At 41.5% G+C, this 19492-nt stretch carries 23 protein-coding genes; 3 read left to right on the plus strand and 20 right to left on the minus strand.

Annotated features, from left to right (window positions below):
- Positions 1 to 25: 25 nt before the first annotated feature.
- The 5 genes from V1224_15305 to V1224_15325 form a co-directional block, all read right to left on the minus strand.
- Entirely contained in the window at positions 26 to 1051 is a 1026-nt protein-coding gene (locus V1224_15305) for a sugar kinase (protein ID WWR15817.1), read from the minus strand.
- A 28-nt stretch (positions 1052 to 1079) separates the two neighbouring features.
- A complete protein-coding gene (locus V1224_15310; protein WWR15818.1) occupies positions 1080 to 2039 on the minus strand; it encodes a bifunctional 4-hydroxy-2-oxoglutarate aldolase/2-dehydro-3-deoxy-phosphogluconate aldolase in 960 nt (319 codons plus the stop codon).
- 244 nt (positions 2040 to 2283) lie between these two features.
- Positions 2284 to 3243: a D-2-hydroxyacid dehydrogenase gene (locus tag V1224_15315; GenBank protein ID WWR15819.1), complete on the minus strand. Its 960-nt coding sequence runs from the start codon at positions 3241 to 3243 to the stop codon at positions 2284 to 2286.
- 44 nt (positions 3244 to 3287) lie between these two features.
- On the minus strand, positions 3288 to 4637 hold the full coding sequence (locus V1224_15320; protein ID WWR15820.1) for a glucose-6-phosphate isomerase: 1350 nt from the start codon (positions 4635 to 4637) through the stop codon (positions 3288 to 3290).
- 124 nt (positions 4638 to 4761) lie between these two features.
- Positions 4762 to 5451, minus strand: coding sequence for a hypothetical protein (locus tag V1224_15325; protein WWR15821.1), 690 nt, complete (start codon positions 5449 to 5451; stop codon positions 4762 to 4764).
- A gap of 261 nt (positions 5452 to 5712) precedes the next feature.
- Between V1224_15325 and V1224_15330 the strand changes: the two genes are divergently transcribed.
- Entirely contained in the window at positions 5713 to 5958 is a 246-nt protein-coding gene (locus V1224_15330) for a TIGR03905 family TSCPD domain-containing protein (protein ID WWR15822.1), read from the plus strand.
- An 8-nt stretch (positions 5959 to 5966) separates the two neighbouring features.
- The gene (locus tag V1224_15335) at positions 5967 to 7031 is read left to right on the plus strand and encodes an undecaprenyldiphospho-muramoylpentapeptide beta-N-acetylglucosaminyltransferase (GenBank protein WWR15823.1); all 1065 of its coding nucleotides are present in this window, start codon (positions 5967 to 5969) and stop codon (positions 7029 to 7031) included.
- A gap of 106 nt (positions 7032 to 7137) precedes the next feature.
- Here V1224_15335 and V1224_15340 read toward each other — a convergent pair whose 3' ends face one another.
- The 14 genes from V1224_15340 to V1224_15405 all read right to left on the minus strand — a co-directional run bounded on the left by V1224_15340 (position 7138) and on the right by V1224_15405 (position 18597).
- A complete protein-coding gene (locus V1224_15340; protein ID WWR15824.1) occupies positions 7138 to 7557 on the minus strand; it encodes an HIT family protein in 420 nt (139 codons plus the stop codon).
- Between the two features lie 19 nt (positions 7558 to 7576).
- Positions 7577 to 8569, minus strand: coding sequence for an SCP2 sterol-binding domain-containing protein (locus V1224_15345; GenBank protein WWR15825.1), 993 nt, complete (start codon positions 8567 to 8569; stop codon positions 7577 to 7579).
- A gap of 82 nt (positions 8570 to 8651) precedes the next feature.
- Complete coding sequence (locus tag V1224_15350; GenBank protein WWR15826.1) at positions 8652 to 10064, minus strand: DUF6382 domain-containing protein; 1413 nt, start codon at positions 10062 to 10064, stop codon at positions 8652 to 8654.
- Positions 10031 to 10513, minus strand: a complete 483-nt coding sequence (locus V1224_15355) for a hypothetical protein (GenBank protein ID WWR15827.1) — start codon at positions 10511 to 10513, stop codon at positions 10031 to 10033. The genes V1224_15350 and V1224_15355 overlap by 34 nt, the downstream gene beginning before the upstream one ends.
- A 9-nt stretch (positions 10514 to 10522) precedes the next feature.
- Positions 10523 to 10957 (minus strand): hypothetical protein, encoded by a 435-nt coding sequence (locus V1224_15360; GenBank protein ID WWR15828.1) that lies wholly within the window; start codon positions 10955 to 10957, stop codon positions 10523 to 10525.
- Positions 10930 to 11694 (minus strand): hypothetical protein, encoded by a 765-nt coding sequence (locus V1224_15365; protein WWR15829.1) that lies wholly within the window; start codon positions 11692 to 11694, stop codon positions 10930 to 10932. The genes V1224_15360 and V1224_15365 overlap by 28 nt, the downstream gene beginning before the upstream one ends.
- Positions 11695 to 11918: 224 nt before the next feature.
- Entirely contained in the window at positions 11919 to 13307 is a 1389-nt protein-coding gene (locus V1224_15370; protein ID WWR17502.1) for a DUF5702 domain-containing protein, read from the minus strand.
- Between the two features lie 53 nt (positions 13308 to 13360).
- Positions 13361 to 13531, minus strand: coding sequence for a Flp1 family type IVb pilin (locus tag V1224_15375; protein ID WWR17503.1), 171 nt, complete (start codon positions 13529 to 13531; stop codon positions 13361 to 13363).
- Positions 13532 to 13631: 100 nt separating this feature from the next.
- Positions 13632 to 14897 (minus strand): type II secretion system F family protein, encoded by a 1266-nt coding sequence (locus V1224_15380; protein WWR15830.1) that lies wholly within the window; start codon positions 14895 to 14897, stop codon positions 13632 to 13634.
- 2 nt (positions 14898 to 14899) lie between these two features.
- Entirely contained in the window at positions 14900 to 15682 is a 783-nt protein-coding gene (locus tag V1224_15385) for a type II secretion system protein F (protein ID WWR17508.1), read from the minus strand.
- Positions 15606 to 16772, minus strand: coding sequence for a CpaF family protein (locus V1224_15390; GenBank protein WWR17504.1), 1167 nt, complete (start codon positions 16770 to 16772; stop codon positions 15606 to 15608). Before V1224_15390 ends, V1224_15385 begins: the two co-directional genes overlap by 77 nt.
- An 85-nt stretch (positions 16773 to 16857) precedes the next feature.
- Entirely contained in the window at positions 16858 to 17862 is a 1005-nt protein-coding gene (locus V1224_15395; protein ID WWR15831.1) for a hypothetical protein, read from the minus strand.
- A complete protein-coding gene (locus V1224_15400) occupies positions 17859 to 18287 on the minus strand; it encodes a prepilin peptidase (GenBank protein ID WWR15832.1) in 429 nt (142 codons plus the stop codon). Before V1224_15400 ends, V1224_15395 begins: the two co-directional genes overlap by 4 nt.
- 73 nt (positions 18288 to 18360) lie before the next feature.
- Positions 18361 to 18597, minus strand: coding sequence for a pro-sigmaK processing inhibitor BofA family protein (locus V1224_15405; protein WWR17505.1), 237 nt, complete (start codon positions 18595 to 18597; stop codon positions 18361 to 18363).
- A gap of 180 nt (positions 18598 to 18777) precedes the next feature.
- Between V1224_15405 and V1224_15410 the strand changes: the two genes are divergently transcribed.
- Positions 18778 to 19086 (plus strand): YaaL family protein, encoded by a 309-nt coding sequence (locus V1224_15410; protein ID WWR15833.1) that lies wholly within the window; start codon positions 18778 to 18780, stop codon positions 19084 to 19086.
- Here V1224_15410 and V1224_15415 read toward each other — a convergent pair.
- Positions 19018 to 19485: a flagellar protein FliS gene (locus V1224_15415; protein WWR15834.1), complete on the minus strand. Its 468-nt coding sequence runs from the start codon at positions 19483 to 19485 to the stop codon at positions 19018 to 19020. The two genes, V1224_15410 and V1224_15415, sit on opposite strands and share 69 nt — an antisense overlap.
- Positions 19486 to 19492: the final 7 nt, after the last annotated feature.

Genomic DNA, 19492 nt, shown 5'->3' on the forward strand with positions numbered 1-19492 from the left:
CAGGGCTTTCTTTTATCTTTGTTCCTTATCGCTGTACTCTTCCTGACCCGTCTCCTCCGGCAAGTGTCAATACTTCATCTATCGATACCATATTGTAATCGCCTTCGATCGTATGTTTCAGGCAGGAAGCCGCTGTAGCAAATTCAATGATCTGCTGGGAGTCGTAGCCATTCAAAACCGCACAAATCAGTCCGCCGCCAAAACTGTCGCCGCCGCCTACCCGGTCTACGATGTGCATCTGATACTGTTTACTGAAGAAATAATCTCCTCTGTCATAGAGCATCGCCGACCAGTTATTATCATTTGCAGAAAGCGATTCACGCAGCGTAATCGCCACTTTTTCAAATCCGAAACGATCCGCAAGCTGTTTTGCCACGTCCTTGTATCCTTCTTTATTCACTTTTCCTGTCGTCACATCTGTGTTGGAAGCATGAATACCAAATACATCTGCCGCATCCTCTTCGTTCGCAATACAGACATCCACGTACTGACAAAGCTCAGCCATCACCTGACCGGCTTTCTCTTTTGTCCATAATTTTTTTCTGTAATTCAGATCACAGGAGATCCTGACGCCTGCTTCCTTTGCCGCCTGACATGCCTCCAGACAGATCGCTGCCACTTCATCATTCAGTGCAGGCGTAATCCCTGTAAAATGAAACCAGTCTGCTCCCGCAAAGATTTCCTTCCAGTTAAAATCTTCTCTCGCTGCTTCCGCGATAGCAGATCCGGCTCTGTCATAGATCACTTTAGAAGCTCTCTGTGATGCACCCTTTTCCAGAAAATAAATACCGACTCTCTTACCGCCTCTCGCAATATAGTCTGTGCAGACTCCAAACTTTCTCAAAGAATTCACTGCAGCCTGTCCGATCTCATGGACAGGAAGTTTTGTCACATAATAAGCGTCAAACCCATAATTTGCAAGAGATACTGCTACATTGGCTTCACCACCTCCGTAAGTTGCGCCGAGCGTTTCCGCCTGAACAAAACGATAATATCCCTCCGGTGCCAGACGAAGCATAATTTCTCCAAATGTCACTACTTTTTTAGCCATGATCGTTTATCCTCCCGTTCTCAAATTCTTATTTTTGCAGCAAGTGTAATGCAAAACCGGAAATTTCATCTTTCAAATAAACGGCAATCATCTTACCGTCTTTGTATTTTGCCGTTTCCATATCTGTCGCAATGCCGACCGCGCTCAGATAATTGACTGCTCTCTCAATGTTGTTCGTACCGATGGCGATATGTCCTTGGGCTCCGAGATATGGTGTTTTCATCGCTTCTACACAGGAACCGGCAAAGACAGAACTGCTTCCTGGTTTTTTTGCAAAACCAAATGCTCTGGCAAAAAAGTCTGCTGTCCCGTCCGCTTCTTCCTCGCTCTTACAGTTTATGCCGATATGCTTTAATTCAAAACCGAGTACCGTCATCACAGCCTTCCTTGTCAGTTCCGCTATTTTATCAAACTCTTTATTTTTTACAAGATCGCTGCTCACCATCCAGCTTCCACCACAGGCAATAATCCTTGGAAACGCCAGATATTCATTGATATTGTCCTCATTGATCCCGCCTGTCGGCATAAATTTTAAATTCACATAGGGCGCCGCCATTGCCTTGATCGCTTTCAGGCCTCCGGAAGCCTCCGCCGGGAAAAACTTGACAACATCCAGTCCCAGTTCAAGCGCTGCTTCCATCACAGATGGATTGTTACAACCCGGTGTTATCGGCACGCCTTTTTCCAAACAGTATTTCACTACCACAGGATTGAACCCGGGACTGACGATAAATTCCGCCCCTGCATCTACCGCTCTCTGCGCCTGTTCCGTCGTCAAAACCGTTCCCGCGCCGACGAGCATTTGCGGAAATGTCTGTTTGATCACGCGAATGGATTCCTCCGCTGCATCAGTACGGAACGTAACTTCCGCTACCGGAAGTCCTCCTTCACAGAGCGCCTTCGCCACCGGCACTGCCTCATCTACATGATTCAACACAACGACCGGGACAATCCCTAATTTTTGGATTTTTTCTAAAACTGTGTTCATGCTTTTCCCCTTTCACTCATAATAACCTGTTGCTGGTAGTTTCATATTATGAAACTCATTTTCGTAATTTGAAATTCATAGTTTTATTATATCGGGTTTCTGTTTCCAGTCAAGTTTATTTCCATCTGTCATCTGCAATTTCTGCAATTTTACCTAATTTTATCCTTATCATTTGTACATATTGACAGAGCGAGCCATCGTCAACCGGCGATGGCTCGTTATTCATAAATTCTGTTTGTCAGGGTCAACAAGAAACAATATTTCTGTCTCTGCCCTGCAAATATGCTTCAATATTCTGATATACTTCTTCTACGATACGGACTCTGGCTTCTGTTGCTGCCCATGCCATATGTGGCGTGATCAATAATTTATTACTGTCCTGAATTCTTCCCAGTAAGTTGTCCGAAGTGATCGGCTCCTTTTCCAACACATCCAGCCCCGCCGCCGCTATCTCTCCATTTTGCAGCGCCCAATATAAATCTGACTGCACAATAACCGACCCTCTCGCCACATTCAATAAGACTGCCGTCTTTTTCATCTTATGCAGCGCATCTTTGTCGATCAGCCCTCTCGTCCGCTCACTCAATGGACAATGAAGAGAAAGAAAATCCGCTGTTTTCAGCAAGGTATCCAGATCCACCTGTCTGTAATCAGTACACGTGCTTTTACCTGAAGCCGAATAAAAGATAACTTCACACCCAAACGCTCTGGCAATGGCGGCAACTTTCTGACCGATATGTCCCATACCGACGATTCCCCATATTTTTTCACGGAGCTCTACGAAAGGCAGATCAAAATTAGAAAACCGCTCCTGCGCGCCATAGGCACCCTCTTTTACATAATCATCATAATGACGCAAATGTTCCAGCAGGTAAAACAACATGGCAAATGTATGCTGACTGACCGCATCGGTACAATAATCTACAACATTGGCAACTTTTATGCCTCTTTTTTTACAGTAATCTAAATCCACACAGTCATATCCGGTAGAAAACAGACAGATCAGTTTAAGATTTGCCGCTTCCCGTAGCGTTTCTTCATTGAGAGGCGCCTTGTTGCCGATCACAATATCCGCATCCATCACTCTCTCTGCCACCTGTTTTTCCACAGTATTGGCATATGCTGTCACCTCGCCAAATTTTTCGTAACAGCTCACATCCACGTCGCGTCCGACGCTGTCCCGTTCCAATATTACAATTTTCATCCTATCTCCTTTGTCGGACAGACTTCTTTCGTAATGTATGATTCTTATAATCTCTTCAGTAATTCTTCTCGCTGCGCCTCATAACCCGGTTTTCCAAGAAGGGCGAACATATTTTTCTTGTAGCTTTCCACACCCGGCTGGTTGAACGGATTGACACCGAGCAGGTATCCGCTGACGCCGCAGGCAAACTCAAAGAAATAGAAGAGCTGGCCAAGATAATATTCACTGACTTCCGGTACATGTACGATCAAGTTAGGAACCTGTCCGTCCGTATGTGCAAGAATTGTACCATTCATCGCACTCTTATTAACAAAATCCACACTCTTTCCTGCCAGATAATTCAGGCCGTCCAGATCAACCGGCTCTTCATGCAGCAAGATTTCTTCCCGGGAAGTCTCAACATCAATCACTGTCTCAAATATAATACGTGCGCCATCCTGTATAAACTGTCCCATAGAGTGAAGGTCTGTTGTCAGATCCACACTTGCAGGCAGAATACCTTTCTGATCCTTTCCTTCACTTTCTCCATAAAGCTGCTTCCACCATTCAGAAACAAAATGTACATTCGGTTCATAATTGGCAAGAATCTCAACTGCTTTCCCTTTTCTCAATAAAATATTTCTCAGTGCAGCATACTTCAGTGCGTCATTCTCTGCAAAGTCAGCCTCGATCGCCTGTTTTCTTCCTGCCTGAGCCCCTTCCATCAATTTATCAATATCTGCCCCGCTGACTGCGATCGGTAACAGTCCTACTGCTGTCAATACGGAGAAACGTCCTCCCACATCATCGGGAACAACAAATGTCTCATAACCCTCCTCTGTGGATAGACTTTTCAGAGAACCCTTCGCTTTGTCTGTCGTCGCATAGATACGTTTCGCTGCCTCTTCTTTTCCGTATTTCTTTTCCATCAGCTCCTTCAGTACACGGAACGCAATGGCAGGTTCTGTCGTCGTACCGGATTTGGAGATCATATTGATTGAGAAGTCTCTGTCCCCGATCACATCGATCAGATGCTTAATATACGTAGAGCTGATAGAATTACCAACGAAATAAATTTCCGGTGTCTTGCGAATACTTTTATCTACCATATTATAAAAACTATGTCTTAAAAATTCGATAGCCGCCCTTGCGCCAAGATAAGAGCCGCCGATACCGATTACAAGCAGTATTTCCGAATCGTTCTGAATTTTTTCTGCCGCCTTTTTAATTCTGGCAAACTCTTCCTTGTCATAATCTTCCGGAAGATCGATCCACCCCAAAAAATCATTGCCAGCGCCTTCTCTGGAAAGAAGAAGTTCTTTGGCATCTAAAACCAGTTTTTTCATCATTTCCACTTCATTTTCACTCACAAAAGGCGCTGCCTTTGCATAGTCAAATGTTACTTTTTTCCCCATTTACCTCGCTCCTTTTCACGCATTATTTTACGAAATTTCGTATACTGCCCGTACCTTCGTCTATCAAAGGTACGTTTTCAGTATAGCAAAGGTATTCTTTTTTTTCAAGGATGTCCCTTTCGGCTTATGCCAGAAATTCCCTTAAAAGCTCTTCCAATTCATCCTGCTCGTCCTGTTCTCCGTCTGCGATTGCCGTCTGCACCGTTGATTCACGCGGCAAGCTGTTCCCCGTTTCGTCCTCTTTAGCATCTTTCAAAATATATGGCTGCATTTCCTCTTCTTTCAACAGGAGAAGATGTTTGATCAGATGATTTTCCAGATAGTCTATTAAGTTTGTCCGCACCATATTTTTCTTCCCCTTTGCATCTACAAGAGAAGAAATCGAAAAATACAGGTATAATCCAAAAAGACTGACAATATAATAAGGCACCAGCTCACCCAGAGTACTCCCGTCTATAATACCCTGACATACACCAACACCAGCCGCAAAAATAGAAAACAACATAAACTGGCCTGACAGATGTGTGATATTCGTCATGGAGACTCCGGCGAAATGGATTTGATTTAAAAATTTATCGACAAAAACCGGTATGTTGACACTTCCTTCATTCAGTTCAAAACAATTTGTAAATTTTAATTTGCACTGCTTTAACAATTTATGTTCTGTCACTGCCATATTGTCCGTTTCCCGTAACATTTTCTGATACAGCACACCGATCACGATCTGGAACAGAATGCTCATCCCTAGCAGCAGGAGAACAATTCCTATGTAATGTAGATTTTGCATTGCGTTTTTTAAATATTCCGAAAACATATGCGGTACCTCCCGAAGGTTCATTCAATGATCTGTACGAAAGTTGGGCAGTACGGATTGTGTCCGTTTTGCTGCTCCTTATTTTCGTGTCCATTATACCATTATCTCCCTGCTTACGGTTGATAAATCGTTTTACATATTTCGTCAAAATTCTTGTTGCCACACGAACTTTTGAAATTTATTGGAAATACTGGAAACTATTTGCATCTTTTGCTATAATAATTGTTATCTTTATATTATCTGAATTCAGGAGGGATTATTATGAGATATGTGCCGAAAGGTGTCTGCTCTAAAGCGATAGATATTGATGTAAACAATGGTGTAATACAGTCCGTATCTTTTTCCGGAGGCTGCAACGGTAATCTTCAGGGGATTTCCAGTCTGGTACAGGGAATGAAGATCGAGGAAGCTATCTCCCGGTTAAAAGGAATCAAATGCGGCTATAAATCTACTTCCTGCCCCGACCAGCTTGCACAGGCGCTGGAATCCATACTACAGAGTAACTAGGAGGAATTATGAGAAAAATCGTCTTAACAGGCGGTGGAACTGCAGGTCATGTTACTCCAAATATTGCTCTCCTGCCTGCCTTGAAAGAAGCGAATTACGAAGTTCACTATATAGGTTCCTATAATGGTATTGAGAAAAAACTGATCGAAGACTACGACATTCCTTATTATGGTATTTCCACCGGAAAATTTCGCAGATATTTTGATCTTAAAAATTTTACGGATCCGATCCGAATCGTAAAAGGTTATGCCGAAGCAAGAAAGATCTTAAAAGAGATAAACCCGGATGTCATCTTTTCCAAAGGTGGTTTTGTATCTGTCCCCGTTGTGCGGGCAGCCTGTTCTCTTGATATTCCCTGTATCATCCACGAATCAGATATGACACCCGGTCTTGCCAATAAACTCTGTATTCCAGTGGCCAAAAAAGTGTGCTGTAATTTCCCGGAAACATTGCAGATGCTCCCGGAAGATAAGGCGGTTCTCACCGGTTCCCCGATCCGCGCAGAACTCAGACAGGGAAACCGTATCGCTGCTCTTGATTTATGTGGATTTACAGCCAATAAACCGGTAATCATGGTCATTGGCGGCAGTCTTGGCGCCGCTTCTGTCAATAAGGTTGTCCGGGAGGCCTTGCCAAAGCTCCTGGAAGATTTTCAGATTATTCATATATGTGGAAAAGAAAAAGTGGATAATCTTCTTCTCAATATACCCGGTTACAAACAGTTTGAATATGTAAAATCTGAATTAAAAGATCTTTTTGCACTCACAGATGTGGTCATTTCCCGTGCAGGAGCGAATGCGATCTGTGAACTTCTCGCGTTAAAAATACCAAATGTGTTGATTCCTCTTTCTGCAAAGAGCAGCCGGGGCGATCAGATCTTGAATGCCCGCTCGTTTGAGTCTCAGGGTTTCAGTCTCGTTATCGATGAAGATGACCTTGCCGACTCTGTTCTTGTCGAAAAAGTACGAGAAGTTTACTGTTCGCGGCAGATTTATATTGATGCGATGGGAAAAAGCGACCAACTCAGCTCAATCCAAAGTATTATGAAACTGATCAATGAAACAGTCTCATAATCCCAGGCAATTTCATTTCTTATAATAAGTAATAAGAAATTGTGCGCTGTAAATATTAATTTTATAAAATAAACGGATTCCAGTCTGCACATGGAATCCGTTTTTATTATTGTCCTGTAATCTGTTTCCGTATTTCTTCCAATTCTTCCTCACTAGGCTGACCCGGTGTCCAGCCAATCTTAATCCTCTGCCCGTCGCCTTTATATCTTGGAATCAAATGTACGTGAAAATGGAATACCGTCTGTCCGGCCACCTCTCCGTTGTTCTGTACTAAATTAAACCCATCACAGGAAAGTCTATCTGTCATGATACCCGCCATTTTCTTAGCCAGCTTCATCACTTTTGCCGCTGTTTCATCAGACAGCGCATATAAATCTGCAAAATGATCTTTTGGTAACATCAGCGCATGTCCTTTTGCCGCCGGTCCCAAATCGAGAATGACCCGAAAGTCTTCGTCTTCATACAATGTTTTGGATGGGATCTCCCCATTTGCTATTTTACAGAAAATACAGCTTTCCTCTCTCATCTCTCTGCTCCTTCACTGATTACTGAAATACGAACATTTGATCCAATGCACGAAGAAGTTTAAAATCTCCCTTCGTCTTCATGTTTCCACTCATAAATGCTTTCTGAAATGTCATTTTAGAGAAGACAATGTCATTCATCGTGTCGCTGCTTACTTTTATGTCAACATCCGCTTTGGCAACATTTCCATAATAACACTTAAAATGTGGTCCATCTACTTCGATAATAAAAATTTTCTCTCCGTCGTCAATCTGGAATCGATAGACTGCCTTAATACCAGGTTCCGGCCTGAAACACCGCTCGAAATCTTCCACATAAGAAATGTCTTCGTCTTTCTCCTGGTTCTCCAGCAGCCCTTTGAACAGATCCGTTAATTCCTGAATATCTTCCTTCTGCCTCTGCACGTAACTTTCATCCGACGCATACTGAGAAAGCTGCTCCAATTCCTGCGGCGCCAGATCGATGTTTTTCGTCACAGATACCATCTGTTTGATTACCTGATTGCTGGCAGGAAATATTGCCGTCTTTTGATTGATCGTGCGATACATATTTTCGGCCTTTTTTTCGATGATCTTCATATAATTTTTATCCATCTCAAGACTGACCGTATCAGATATATATCCGCATATGCCACTACATGGCAATCCTCCCAAAATTTCCCAGGCAACAGAGAGATCAAGTTTTCCTTCCCGTTCTCCATACGTGGTAGACATTACTATCGGACACATATAAATCTGACTGATCTTCTCTTTATCCCCATACAACCAGCAGGCATCCAAAAACTGGTGCATATATCCGCCGATACCATGCCACTCTACCGTTGACGCCAGAATAATGCCGTCCACATCTTTCAGCGTCTGTGGCAGGGTTGTAATACTGTTTTTCATCTCATATAAATTAAATCGCACAACTGTCACACGAAGCTCTTCTAAAACTTCCTGCATTTTATTGATTACATAAAGTGTCGGATCATCGATCAGACCACGTCCTCCGTAATATATATTGATCTTCATCCACTCATATCTCCTGAAAATAGCTGAATTATCCCTGTTTACTAACGCTCATTATATCACACTTTTTTTACTCCGTCATCTTTTAACGAAAAACAAACTCTGCCTTTCCAAACTGAAGCAGATCTCCCCTTTTCAGTTTTATTCTCTCATGGGGCTCCAAAGGGAGGTCATTAAGAAGTGTACCATTGGTGGAGTGTAAATCCTCGATATAGATGATTCCCTCTTCTTCTGTCAGTTTTGCGTGAATTCTACTGACAGTATGTTCCTTTACTGCAAGATTCACCCGTTCCTTTTCTTTTCCAATCAAAAAGGGATAAGATGGAATCGGATATTCTTTTTCTGCTCCTTTTTTCCTCTCGATCAGACTATATTCCCGGTTTAATAACGATTTTCCTACATAGATGGTTCTGCCATCTGCCTGTTCTGTAATATTCCCGGATGAATTTTCATGAAATTTTTCTTCCGTGTATGGTGTCTTTTCCATTTCCCATTGCCACAACTCCGTTTCTTCTCGGAAAGAATCTCTCCTGTTATCATAATTTGCTCCACCTTGGGCTCTGTCCTTTGTTTTCTCTCTCCGCTCTCTTGCGCATCCCCAAACAGAAATGATCATTCCTGAAACAAAAAACAATGACGATATTGCAATCCACAAAATTTTTTCTCTGTTTGTAAAAATAAAATAATAATCTGCAAGTACAAGAAAAGCGACTGATAACAAAGCCATGATCACACTGACAAGACCGGCTTCTGTTTTTTTCCCGTTTTTACTATTCCAGAAATCTGTTTTTTTCATTCCCTCACAGAACTTTAATTCCTTTTCTATTTCCGTATCGATTGTTGTTCCTGTCAGCGTTTTCCTGCCAGCGTATGAATTTTCTTCTTTTTCCTCTTTTGTTTCTTGCATTTCTTGTCTGTCTTCTCTGTTTCTTTCCAGACGATCTTGCAGCTCGCGCACAGAAATCTGTTCTCTGCCTGCGCTATCATAAAAGAAATAGGCAAGTTCCGCTGTCTCTGTCTCTTCATGGTTGACCCTCTCCAGTACAAACTGTGCCAGTTTTATCATGCTGCTCTCTTCTCTCTCCTCTGTCAGATCAAAAAGAAACGCAGCCTTTCCAGTATCCATATTTATATACAGGTATTCCGGTTCAAAACAGAGTTGTCTTCCATCAAGCAAATATTTTTCCACTTCACTTATAACAGTTATTACTTGCAAAAGCAGAGTATGCAGATCACTGTAACTCATTTCCTTTACCGAATAGACCTGTTCCAATGTATGAAAAGAACTAATCTCATACCATACTTCCCGTTGACCTTCTGTCAGCCGCACCTCACATTTTGCCAGCCCTTTTATATTACTTCTCAGTATCATTTGTCCGCAGTAACTATCGATTAAATTTTTATTACAATCCTCTGCGATCATATAACTTCTTTGCAACTCTTTTCGATACTTTATATTACCTTTCATCTCTTCCTTTCTTCCTGAAGCCAGTCCCATATTCCCTTTGTTTTTCTGCAGTTTCTAATAAAAGTGACCGGCTGCCACTTTTGTGCACTCTGTTTCTGTTTCCCTTTCCAAATGGACTGAAAAAATTGCCCGGCAGGCGCATACATATTAAGTTCTGTGCTGACAGTAACGGTTCCCCATGTCACATTTTTCTCATTCTTTGCACTACCACATACAATTTTCTTTTCCACACTGTGTTCATATTTTTTCTCTGCCAGCTCTCTTTTTTCCTCTACTGTACCTGCCAGTCTCTCTGTACGGAGAGCCGTGCAGTAGCTTCCCTGTAACATAACACTTTGATCGTAAAGAAAAAAAGACAGGTAAAGCAAATTCCAGATCAGAAACACAATCAGTGGCAGCAGATACGCCGCCTCTATCGTATATCCCGCTTTCAGTTTTCGTTTTTGTCCACTTTGTAGTTTTTTCTCAATCCGGAACATTTTTCCTCCTCATACTATTATCAGTGATAAGATCTGTATCAGAAACGCTGCCATCAAAAATGGTACGAATGGCAATGTCGTCTTTCTTTCAACCTTTCCTGTAAAAAACAACACAATCGTACATATGGCACATAAGAAAAGCCCCACAAGAAACAAACTTATATTTTCAATGCCCGTCAAGAATAATCCTGTCACAGTGATTATCAGCCCGTCTCCATAACCAATCTGTTCCCCGGAAAACTTTGCAAATAATAATATGACCAGACCTGGTATCATTCCCGTGATCCATATTTGCCAGGCAGCATGAAATATGATATTTATCAATATTCCGATAGTACCAAAGAAAAAGAGCCATCCCACTTCTATTTTTCTGGTTTTTATATCCTGCCAGGTGCCAATCAATAAAAATACAACTGTCAGCCCATAGCGGAGCATCTGCTGCATGGCCGTCTACCTCCAGTCTCTGAAATTGGAATTGTATATATCGTTCTCTTTAATCCATTGCATTGTAAGTTTGTATGATAACGATTACCCTGATCTGTCAGATAAACACTGCCTGTAGGATGTTTCCCACAGTTTTCACAAGGATAATATTTCTCTCCACTGTCATTTCTGAGAACACCCAGACTGTCTGTATTTACGGACCGGATCGAAAGAACGAGATGGGTACAATTTCTATTTTTATGGTATACCGTACCTGTCTCTGTGACGAAGACCAGTTCCTCTTCCTCATTCTCCTGTCCGTCATATTCGAGTCGATATCCGGTCCATGCTTTCATCTGACAGCTGTTTGCCATTGTAAATTCTGAAAACCCCAACAGATCTATTAAAGGTCTTACCTTATAGGAGAGTATGAGATTCACCATGTCCTGAGCATCTTCCTGCCCTTCATAAACAAGGTGAATGCCACTGCTGCCTCCTTCTATTACAGAATGGTCAAGATATTCTCTCCCCGCCCTCTCTATCACTTTTGATCGCAGATATGCCTGTTCCAGAAAAATAAAAACCTCTGAATCCATTTCCGCACCGATAGTCTCATAGGCATAGGCCTCTAAAGATGCCTGTGTAATCTCCTGATGCAGCGCTGCTTCCAGTGCACTGTGAAGTTGTAGAATACTGATAATCGAAATGATCTGAATGCAGAAAAACAGGAATAGTGGAAGAACACAGGCAGCCTCCACCGCAATACTGCTCTGTAAAGGAGGAAAGAGAGACACGTTCCTTCCGGTACAAATGATATGTTTTAGAAAATAATTTTGCTTTTTATAATACTTGTTACAATCAGGATACTGTGAAATATTTGGACATGATTGGGGGCCTGTCCAACTGAGATTGTTTGATAGAACTCCTTTCCGAGAAATTTTTGTGATCCGAAAGAAACGCATCTCTCCTCCCTCCTTTCCTTTTATTTAAGATACCCTGCCGTCCTCTTGATCAGACAACTGTACCCTGTACCAGAACGAATCGTCATCTCCGCAGTAAAACTGTGAATACATTGATCCATACGAAAGTTCTCATTCCCTGGTGTCTGTCTGATATTCATTTCAATAATATCCATAAAACGCAGGTTCCTCTGCTTTTTGTCCGAAACAGCCAAAAGTACATGCAAATATTGTTCATAAGAAAGCCCTTCCCCGGTACTCTCATCTTCTACTTCCAGCTTTAAGGCATTTTTGAGGCTGAGCTTCCAACTATCCCCGTCTTTCCAGATCGGTACACTGCCGCCATTTAACAGAATTGTCACATCATTGACACTCTCCGCATAAGCCCAGCCAATTAACAGAGACAATTTGATCAAATCCTTTAACTCCGGAAAGAAGATCACAACTGCCAATGCGGAAGCTACCGCCTCTGCCTGCGCTTGTTTCCCGGAATCACTTAACAGATAAATAAAGTTTGCCGTTTCCCGTATGACAAGTAATTGATTTACGACATTCTGCAGATTTTCCCTGTCAGAACATTTTCCTGACAGTATATACTCCATCTCATAATCAAGACGAGACCCCTCTTTCAGATCCGTATACTTTCCACATGTTTCCATAATGTACTTTTGAAAGATCATATCTTCCGCTCCTGTTACGTCTTTCTCTCCTGACAGAAATCCGTCTCTTTCCTTATAATCTCTATGAGATATGTAATCCTCCAGACAAATTTCTTTATCTGATACCGCTTTCTCTTTTGTCACAGTTTTCAAAATACGAGAACTTCCTCTTCTGCTGTTTATTTTATCAGCCGGATTATTGATTGGTATCTTTTTCTTTTTCCCTTCTTCATCTTCCACTGTCGTATCTACCGAACGAATTTTTTCTTCATTATCCTCCCTCATCCTCTCCATTTTGTCACTGATCAGTTCTTTCCTTTTTATTTCATCTGTATCTCTACTAATATGGGACAGTTTTTGAGATAAATCGAGCAATTCATATCGATCCAACATATAATCGACAGCCTTTCTTTCCAAAACTTCCGCATTATCATCTAATGCGCCTGCTGCCTCCAGGATCAAAATAGAGTCTGTGGATAATTGCAGTAAATCTCTGATTCCATCCGTGTAACTACTTTCTTCCAAATGAAAATTTTTATCCATGTAATGTAAAATATGTTGTTCCAGTAATTCATAGCCGGATTTTTCTGTTCCATAACCAATATCTATAAAAAAGAGCTCATATTGTTCCAGAAGTTCCCGGTTATATTCCGCTAATGCAGATTGAAGCGCCATATCTGCCACACACTCTGCCTGGAATTGTACGGCATTTGTTCTAGCCGCTTCGATCACCGTAAACAATACGGAGATCATTATTACCAACACCAGTGAAAGAAAAACTGTTATTTCTCCTTTCTGTTTTCTCATCAATAGATACTACTGCTCTTTGTGGTTATTTGAGAGAAAATATCATTGACAAGTGCTGTAAGCTGATCTTTAAAAATAATGACAAGCGTAATCAGTACAACCAAAATCAATATCATTTCTACGGTTCCAATTCCTTCTTCTTCTTTTAAAAATCGAATTAATGTACTCATATTATTTTTCCTTTCCTGTTCAGCCTCTTTATTGTTATCTGCATCTTTTAATTCTTTTTGGTTTATTTTTTCCCTAATCTGTTTCTTTTCGCCTGCTCTTTTACACCCCAAACGACGAAAATGCCGGTATCACGATAATAATCATAATCAGTATCAACAGGAATGTCATAGGCAACAGGAGTTTTGTCCCGGCCTCCTCTCCGCAGCGTTTTGCACGCTCTTTTCTCTCCTGCAGCGCCTGATCCGTCTCATTTTTCAATGCTCTTTTCAATCCACCTGCACCACTTTGCATATACTGCACCAGCAATGCTGTAAATCGTACGATGCAGGGAAGTCCACACCTCAGACCCATATTTTGATATGCCGTTCTCTCCGGAATTCCGGCCTCCATTTCCCTGCATGTAATGAGCATTTCTTCATAAAGCATGATAGTTTTTTTGTTTTTTCTTTTTTGGTAGCCCGCTGCTATTTTATGAAATGCGCCTGAAATCGTCATACCGGTTCCAGCCAGCATTGTCATTCTCATTACCATCTTTGGGTACTCCCGCTCTATAGACGCGGCTCTCGCCTTTTTCTTTTTTTCTATTTCTTCCTGCTGTGCAAGCACCAATAATACTCCTGCCAATATTGACATCAGAAAAACTGTACCGCTGATTTTTTTCTTACGATTATAAAATCGAATCTCTTTCCCTTCAAATTGCTCAGGTAAAAAGTAACTGATCTGTTCCCGGCTTTCCGTTTCTAATTGTTTGAGCTTACGTTCCAACCTCTTCCAAAATTTTTCTCTGTCTTTAGATGGATACAGTTTTACATAAAAAATACGTTCCTGTTTGAATGTTCCTCGCTCCACAGATATGTCTGCCTGAATTTTTACAAGAGCCCCCTCCTGAGGAATCTCTTCTCCTACTTTCCCGTCTGATGACAATAAATCTTTTTCACTGCTCACCCATTTAATCACAAAAGGAAATGATTCCACTCTCTCTGGGAAAAACAAATCTTCTGTGACATAGTCAACAGTATTGTTTTGTCCGGGAATTTCTTTTTCCAGATTCTCCCACATAATTTCAGATAATTTTTCTAATTCTATCTGACTGTACTCCTGCGGAAAAATCTCAACCTGTACTGTTCCTTTTTCTCCCTCCGCTTCAACCTCCAGTTCTACTGTCTTTTTCGTCCCTGATTTCTCTTCCCTTATCATTTCTGTCATTGTAGACTTATGATCTCCTGTCAAAAACATGATTTCGAGGAAGGCAGCTGCCAGACTTCCCGCTAATAAAATCACTGCAACTTTCTGATCTGTCTTTTTCTTAACCAGTAAATACATCCCAATGAAAAACGTTGTAATATAAATTGCCATTGCGATCATATTCATACCTCGATTCTGATAATATGGAGAGAAAGTCCTACTGAAAACAGGTATAGAAGAAGACATCCTGTCATAATACAGATTCCTGCAATATTATGGTAAAGGGGAGAAAAATATAGGGGAGAAGTAACCTGAATATAAGATATGATTGCGAAAGGCGCCAGACACATAATCTTCTGTTCCATTGATTTTCCATGTAAGAGCGTATGTATTTCCTGTTCCACCGCAGCTTTCATTGTAATGATCCCACAGCAGTTGTCTATCATCTCATTTAGATTTCCTCCCGTTCGTTTTCCAACTTCAAATACATCTGCAAAATTACGAATATCTTCAACTCCGCTTCTCTGGGCAAAATCCCACAAGATATTTTCCAGGGTCACATTATTGAGAATCTGCTGCTTCATGTTTTGCACCTCAGTTTGAATATCTGTCTTATTACCATATAGCAGTTTTAACTCGTCCCCTGCTTTCAGAAAAGCATTTTCCACCGAATATCCCGAACGCAGACAAGATGCTGTCACTTGAATCCAGTCTTTAAACTGCTGCTCCAATATATATTGTCTTCCTCTGCACAATTCTTTTTTCTGCCAACTGCAATAAAGTATCGAGCAGAAAATCCCCGGAATCAACACATATACTGTTTTGTAAAAGAAATATAAGATCAGACTGCCGACTATAAATCCTGTCATTCCATATTTTATCGTCTCTTTATGAGAGAGACGGTAGATCCGGTAATCCTGCTGCCTTGAGCTTTTGCTTGAATGATAATTCTTTTTTAAATACAAGCTGCCCTGTTACCTCCTTTCTCTGATTCTCTGATGTCTCTTCAAAAATACAGAGCGTTTCCAATCTGATCTCCTCTCCGTCCATCCCTGCCACTTCCGCAATTTCTAAAACTTTTCTCGTCTTATCGCGAAGTCTCCCAAGATGAATAATAATATCGATTGCAGACGCGATCTGCCGACGTATTGCAGATACAGGCAGGTCCAACCCCATCAGCGCCATTGTCTCCAGTCTCGACAGCATATCTCTCGCACTGTTGGCGTGTGCGGTAGACAATGAACCGTCATGACCGGTATTCAGGCATTGCAGCAAATCAACCGCCTCCCCTCCTCTGACTTCACCGATAATCAATCTCGTCGGCCTCATGCGCAGACTCGTACGGATCAGATCCCGGATTGTAATTTCCTCACATCCTTCCGCATTGGCATTTCTTGTCTCCAGTCTCACCAAATTCGGTGCATTCTGAATCTGCAGCTCCGCACTGTCTTCGATCGTAATGATCCTCTCCTCCCGCGGAATATAATCAGACAGCGCATTTAAAAATGTTGTCTTCCCGGAACCGGTTCCGCCGCTGATCAATATATTGTATCCTGCACGGACAAGCAATTCCAGCCACTTTGCTGTTTCTGCCGTAAGCGATCCAATCTCGATCAGCTTTTTCATATTTACAGGTTCTTTCGGAAAACGACGAATTGTCATCACAGGTCCGTTTAAAGCGACCGGCCGCAACACGATATTGACACGCGAACCATCTTCCAGTCTGGCATCCACAATAGGAGAAGCCTCATTGACGACACGATTACATTTTGCTGTGATCTGCTGAATAATATCTTCCAGCTTTTCCCGTGATGAGAATGAATTTTCCCATAAATACAAAGTCCCACTTTTCTCAATAAATATATGGTCGGGTCCATTGATCATAATCTCCGTGATTTCTTCATCCTCAAGAATCTCCTGTAAAATGTCCAGTTTCCGAATGGCATAGAACAGTTCTTTTCCGAGTTTTTCTTTTTCCTTTAAACTCAGATAATCCTGATGTCCATATTCTGTCAGACTTTCACCGATCAGTTTCCTGATCTCCGTCTCTTCCATCTCTCTGGAATAATCGATTTTTTCATGGATATGCTGTAGTAGTTTTTCTTTTATTTTCTTGTCCTTTTTAAAACTTTTATTTTGATCATACACGAAATTCTTCCTCCACCAACTTTCTCACATAGTCCGCCAGATCTCCATAGGTGTATTGTTCCATTTCCATTGGTATATTACGGATAAACGGGAGTTTATATTGCAGCGTCTTCTCCGCGACATCTTCATAGTCAGTACGTTCCAGCAATCTTTCATACTGACAGAGCTTAGCGGCAGCAGCGCTGTCTTCCCGGATCAGTGTAAATACTTTTTCACATCTGCGGAGTATTTCGAATAATCCCTGCAGATTGTCCGATAAATCGAGAATCAGAAATTCGTAATCCGTATGTTTCTCCAGTTCTTTAAACAACAGAAACCATTGCTCTAATGTAATGCGCGCCAGATCCATATAGGAGAAGGCCGGAGGAATATAATCAAGATTTTGAATTGTTTCTGTCATCCCTTTTAGTTTATAAAAAAGCGCATCTCTCGCATTGGTCACATAATAGATTAGATCTGACATATCTGTCATAAACTCTCTGTCCATGCGCTTGTCAAATCCGGAGAAACTCTCAAAATTCAAATACAATACTCTGTGATCTCTGGCAAGGATCTCCCCGAGTGTGATTGCAAAGCTCGTCTGCATACTGCGGTGAACCGGTGTATACATTCCGATCATACGTATTTTGTTTTTTCTTGATTTCAAAACTGCAGGCTCTGATTCCGGCCTGGATCCGGCATAATATTGTATGGCCTCCTGTAATATTTTCCCGCAGGGCTGGTATTTATAAATCTGTTCTGTTTCCCCTTTTCTGTCCTTCTCTTCGCTTAAAATGATCACATCTCCTTTGATCCACTCTTTCAATGACAGATCATAGCTGTTTTCTGCAACCAATAAAATATCTACAATCTCTTCTCTGCAAAATGTTTTCAGCTTTTCTCTGGAAGTAAAAGCGGCAGCCTCAAATGGATACTCTGACTTATCGCTTACATAGTCACAAAAGCGTCTTACATATTCCGCCTCTGTGTCAAATACAGCAAGAATCTGTTTCTTCAAATCCATCCCTCCTTACACAAAACAAATAAAATACCACCCACCAGGGGACCCGACATGGGAATACGTTTTCCCAGACATAGTTTCTTTTTTAAAACTAACAGTAACACCGGAAACAGAGCGAAATAAACTCCGGCAAAGAATGCGCTCAATGCAAGCCTCCACGACAAATATACAGCTGTCACACCGAGCAGTTTTATATCACCTGCTCCTAAACTTCCAAGAAGATATAAGGGTAATAAAACGAGAATCATAACACTTAGATGAAACAAAGAACATAAAATACTTTGGAAACCATTTTGTCTGATCTGATCAAGAATTGCACATGACAGTGCTGTGAAAATTAACAGATTAGAGATCTTTTTCGAATGATAGTCTTCCCAGAGGGCAAAACTTAAAAATAAAAAAAGACTTACAATATGCTCCACCTCCTCTACAGGGCCGGTGTGATTGTAAGTCGAATTATATGATACTTATTACAGAATGTCTATTGGCAAATAGTTACAAAAATTTAAAAAGGTGAATACCGTAAAGCAATAAAACCCCCGGTAATCCAAGGATTGCGGATGTCAAAGCCGTCCACGGATTAATCCCTACCATGATAGCAAAGTTTTGCGCTGCAAGCATCTCGTTGATGAAAAAAATGGAAATCATCCCAATAATGCCCCGAAGCAGAAAATTGAGAAGAAATTCCGCTTTTTTTCGGAGTGAGATCACACACAATATCACAACACACATCACTATGATCGTTGTTGCTCCGGTAAAATAACTCAAATATTTATCCTCCCCGCTGCCTATCTATATCATTCTATTCAGGAAAGTTTTGAAATATTATATGAATAAATTACCAGTGTAAGTCCATACTTTAGTATTAAAGATGCTGTAAACAATGCCATATACAGGAAAGGCGGACCGGTTATGAAATCCTATTTCAGCAAAAGCTCCTATGTCGATAAAGAGGACAACAGTATACTAAACGATATTGCAAAGACCCGTCGCGCTCTTGAAACCGCCTATGCCGGTTTTGAAAACGCCACGGACCCTGACTTGATCGACTGCTATATTTATGAAGTAAATGCTGTACAGAAACGCTATAAATATCTGCTTCAGGAAGCAGCCAAATTAAATCTGGCAGCAGAGACACCAAAGGCAGAAAATTTATGCGAGGAATCCCCGGCTCCCCTCGTGCGACAGACTTTCCGTGAGTTTCCCTTTTCCGTAGGTTAATCCGGCATATACTGTCTGCGTATTCCCCATAACAGGACCCGAAGTATCCTCCTGACTCACTGTCCGATAAGCCTCCATCAATTCCGTCATCACTTTTCGACAACGACTGAGAGGTTCTATACTGCCACGGACATCTGCTCCTGCCATTTCTTTATTGATATAACTATATAGCCGGAGCAGATTATGTGCTACTTCGTATCTGTGGTCGAGAGAATTCATCAGCTCGGTGACACATCCTCTTGCCTTGCGGATCGCTTCCCGGAATTTATCCCGGTCATTCTGATCCCTGACCGCATCTTCTACATACGCCAGATACATTTCATAAAGTATTACGATCAGCTCGCTCTTATTCGCCTGCGTGATCCGCATCGTAAAATTTTTTCTTGCTTCGTCCGTCATTTTATTT

The organism is Lachnospiraceae bacterium JLR.KK008 (genome assembly GCA_037015955.1).
GTDB lineage: Bacteria > Bacillota > Clostridia > Lachnospirales > Lachnospiraceae > VSOB01.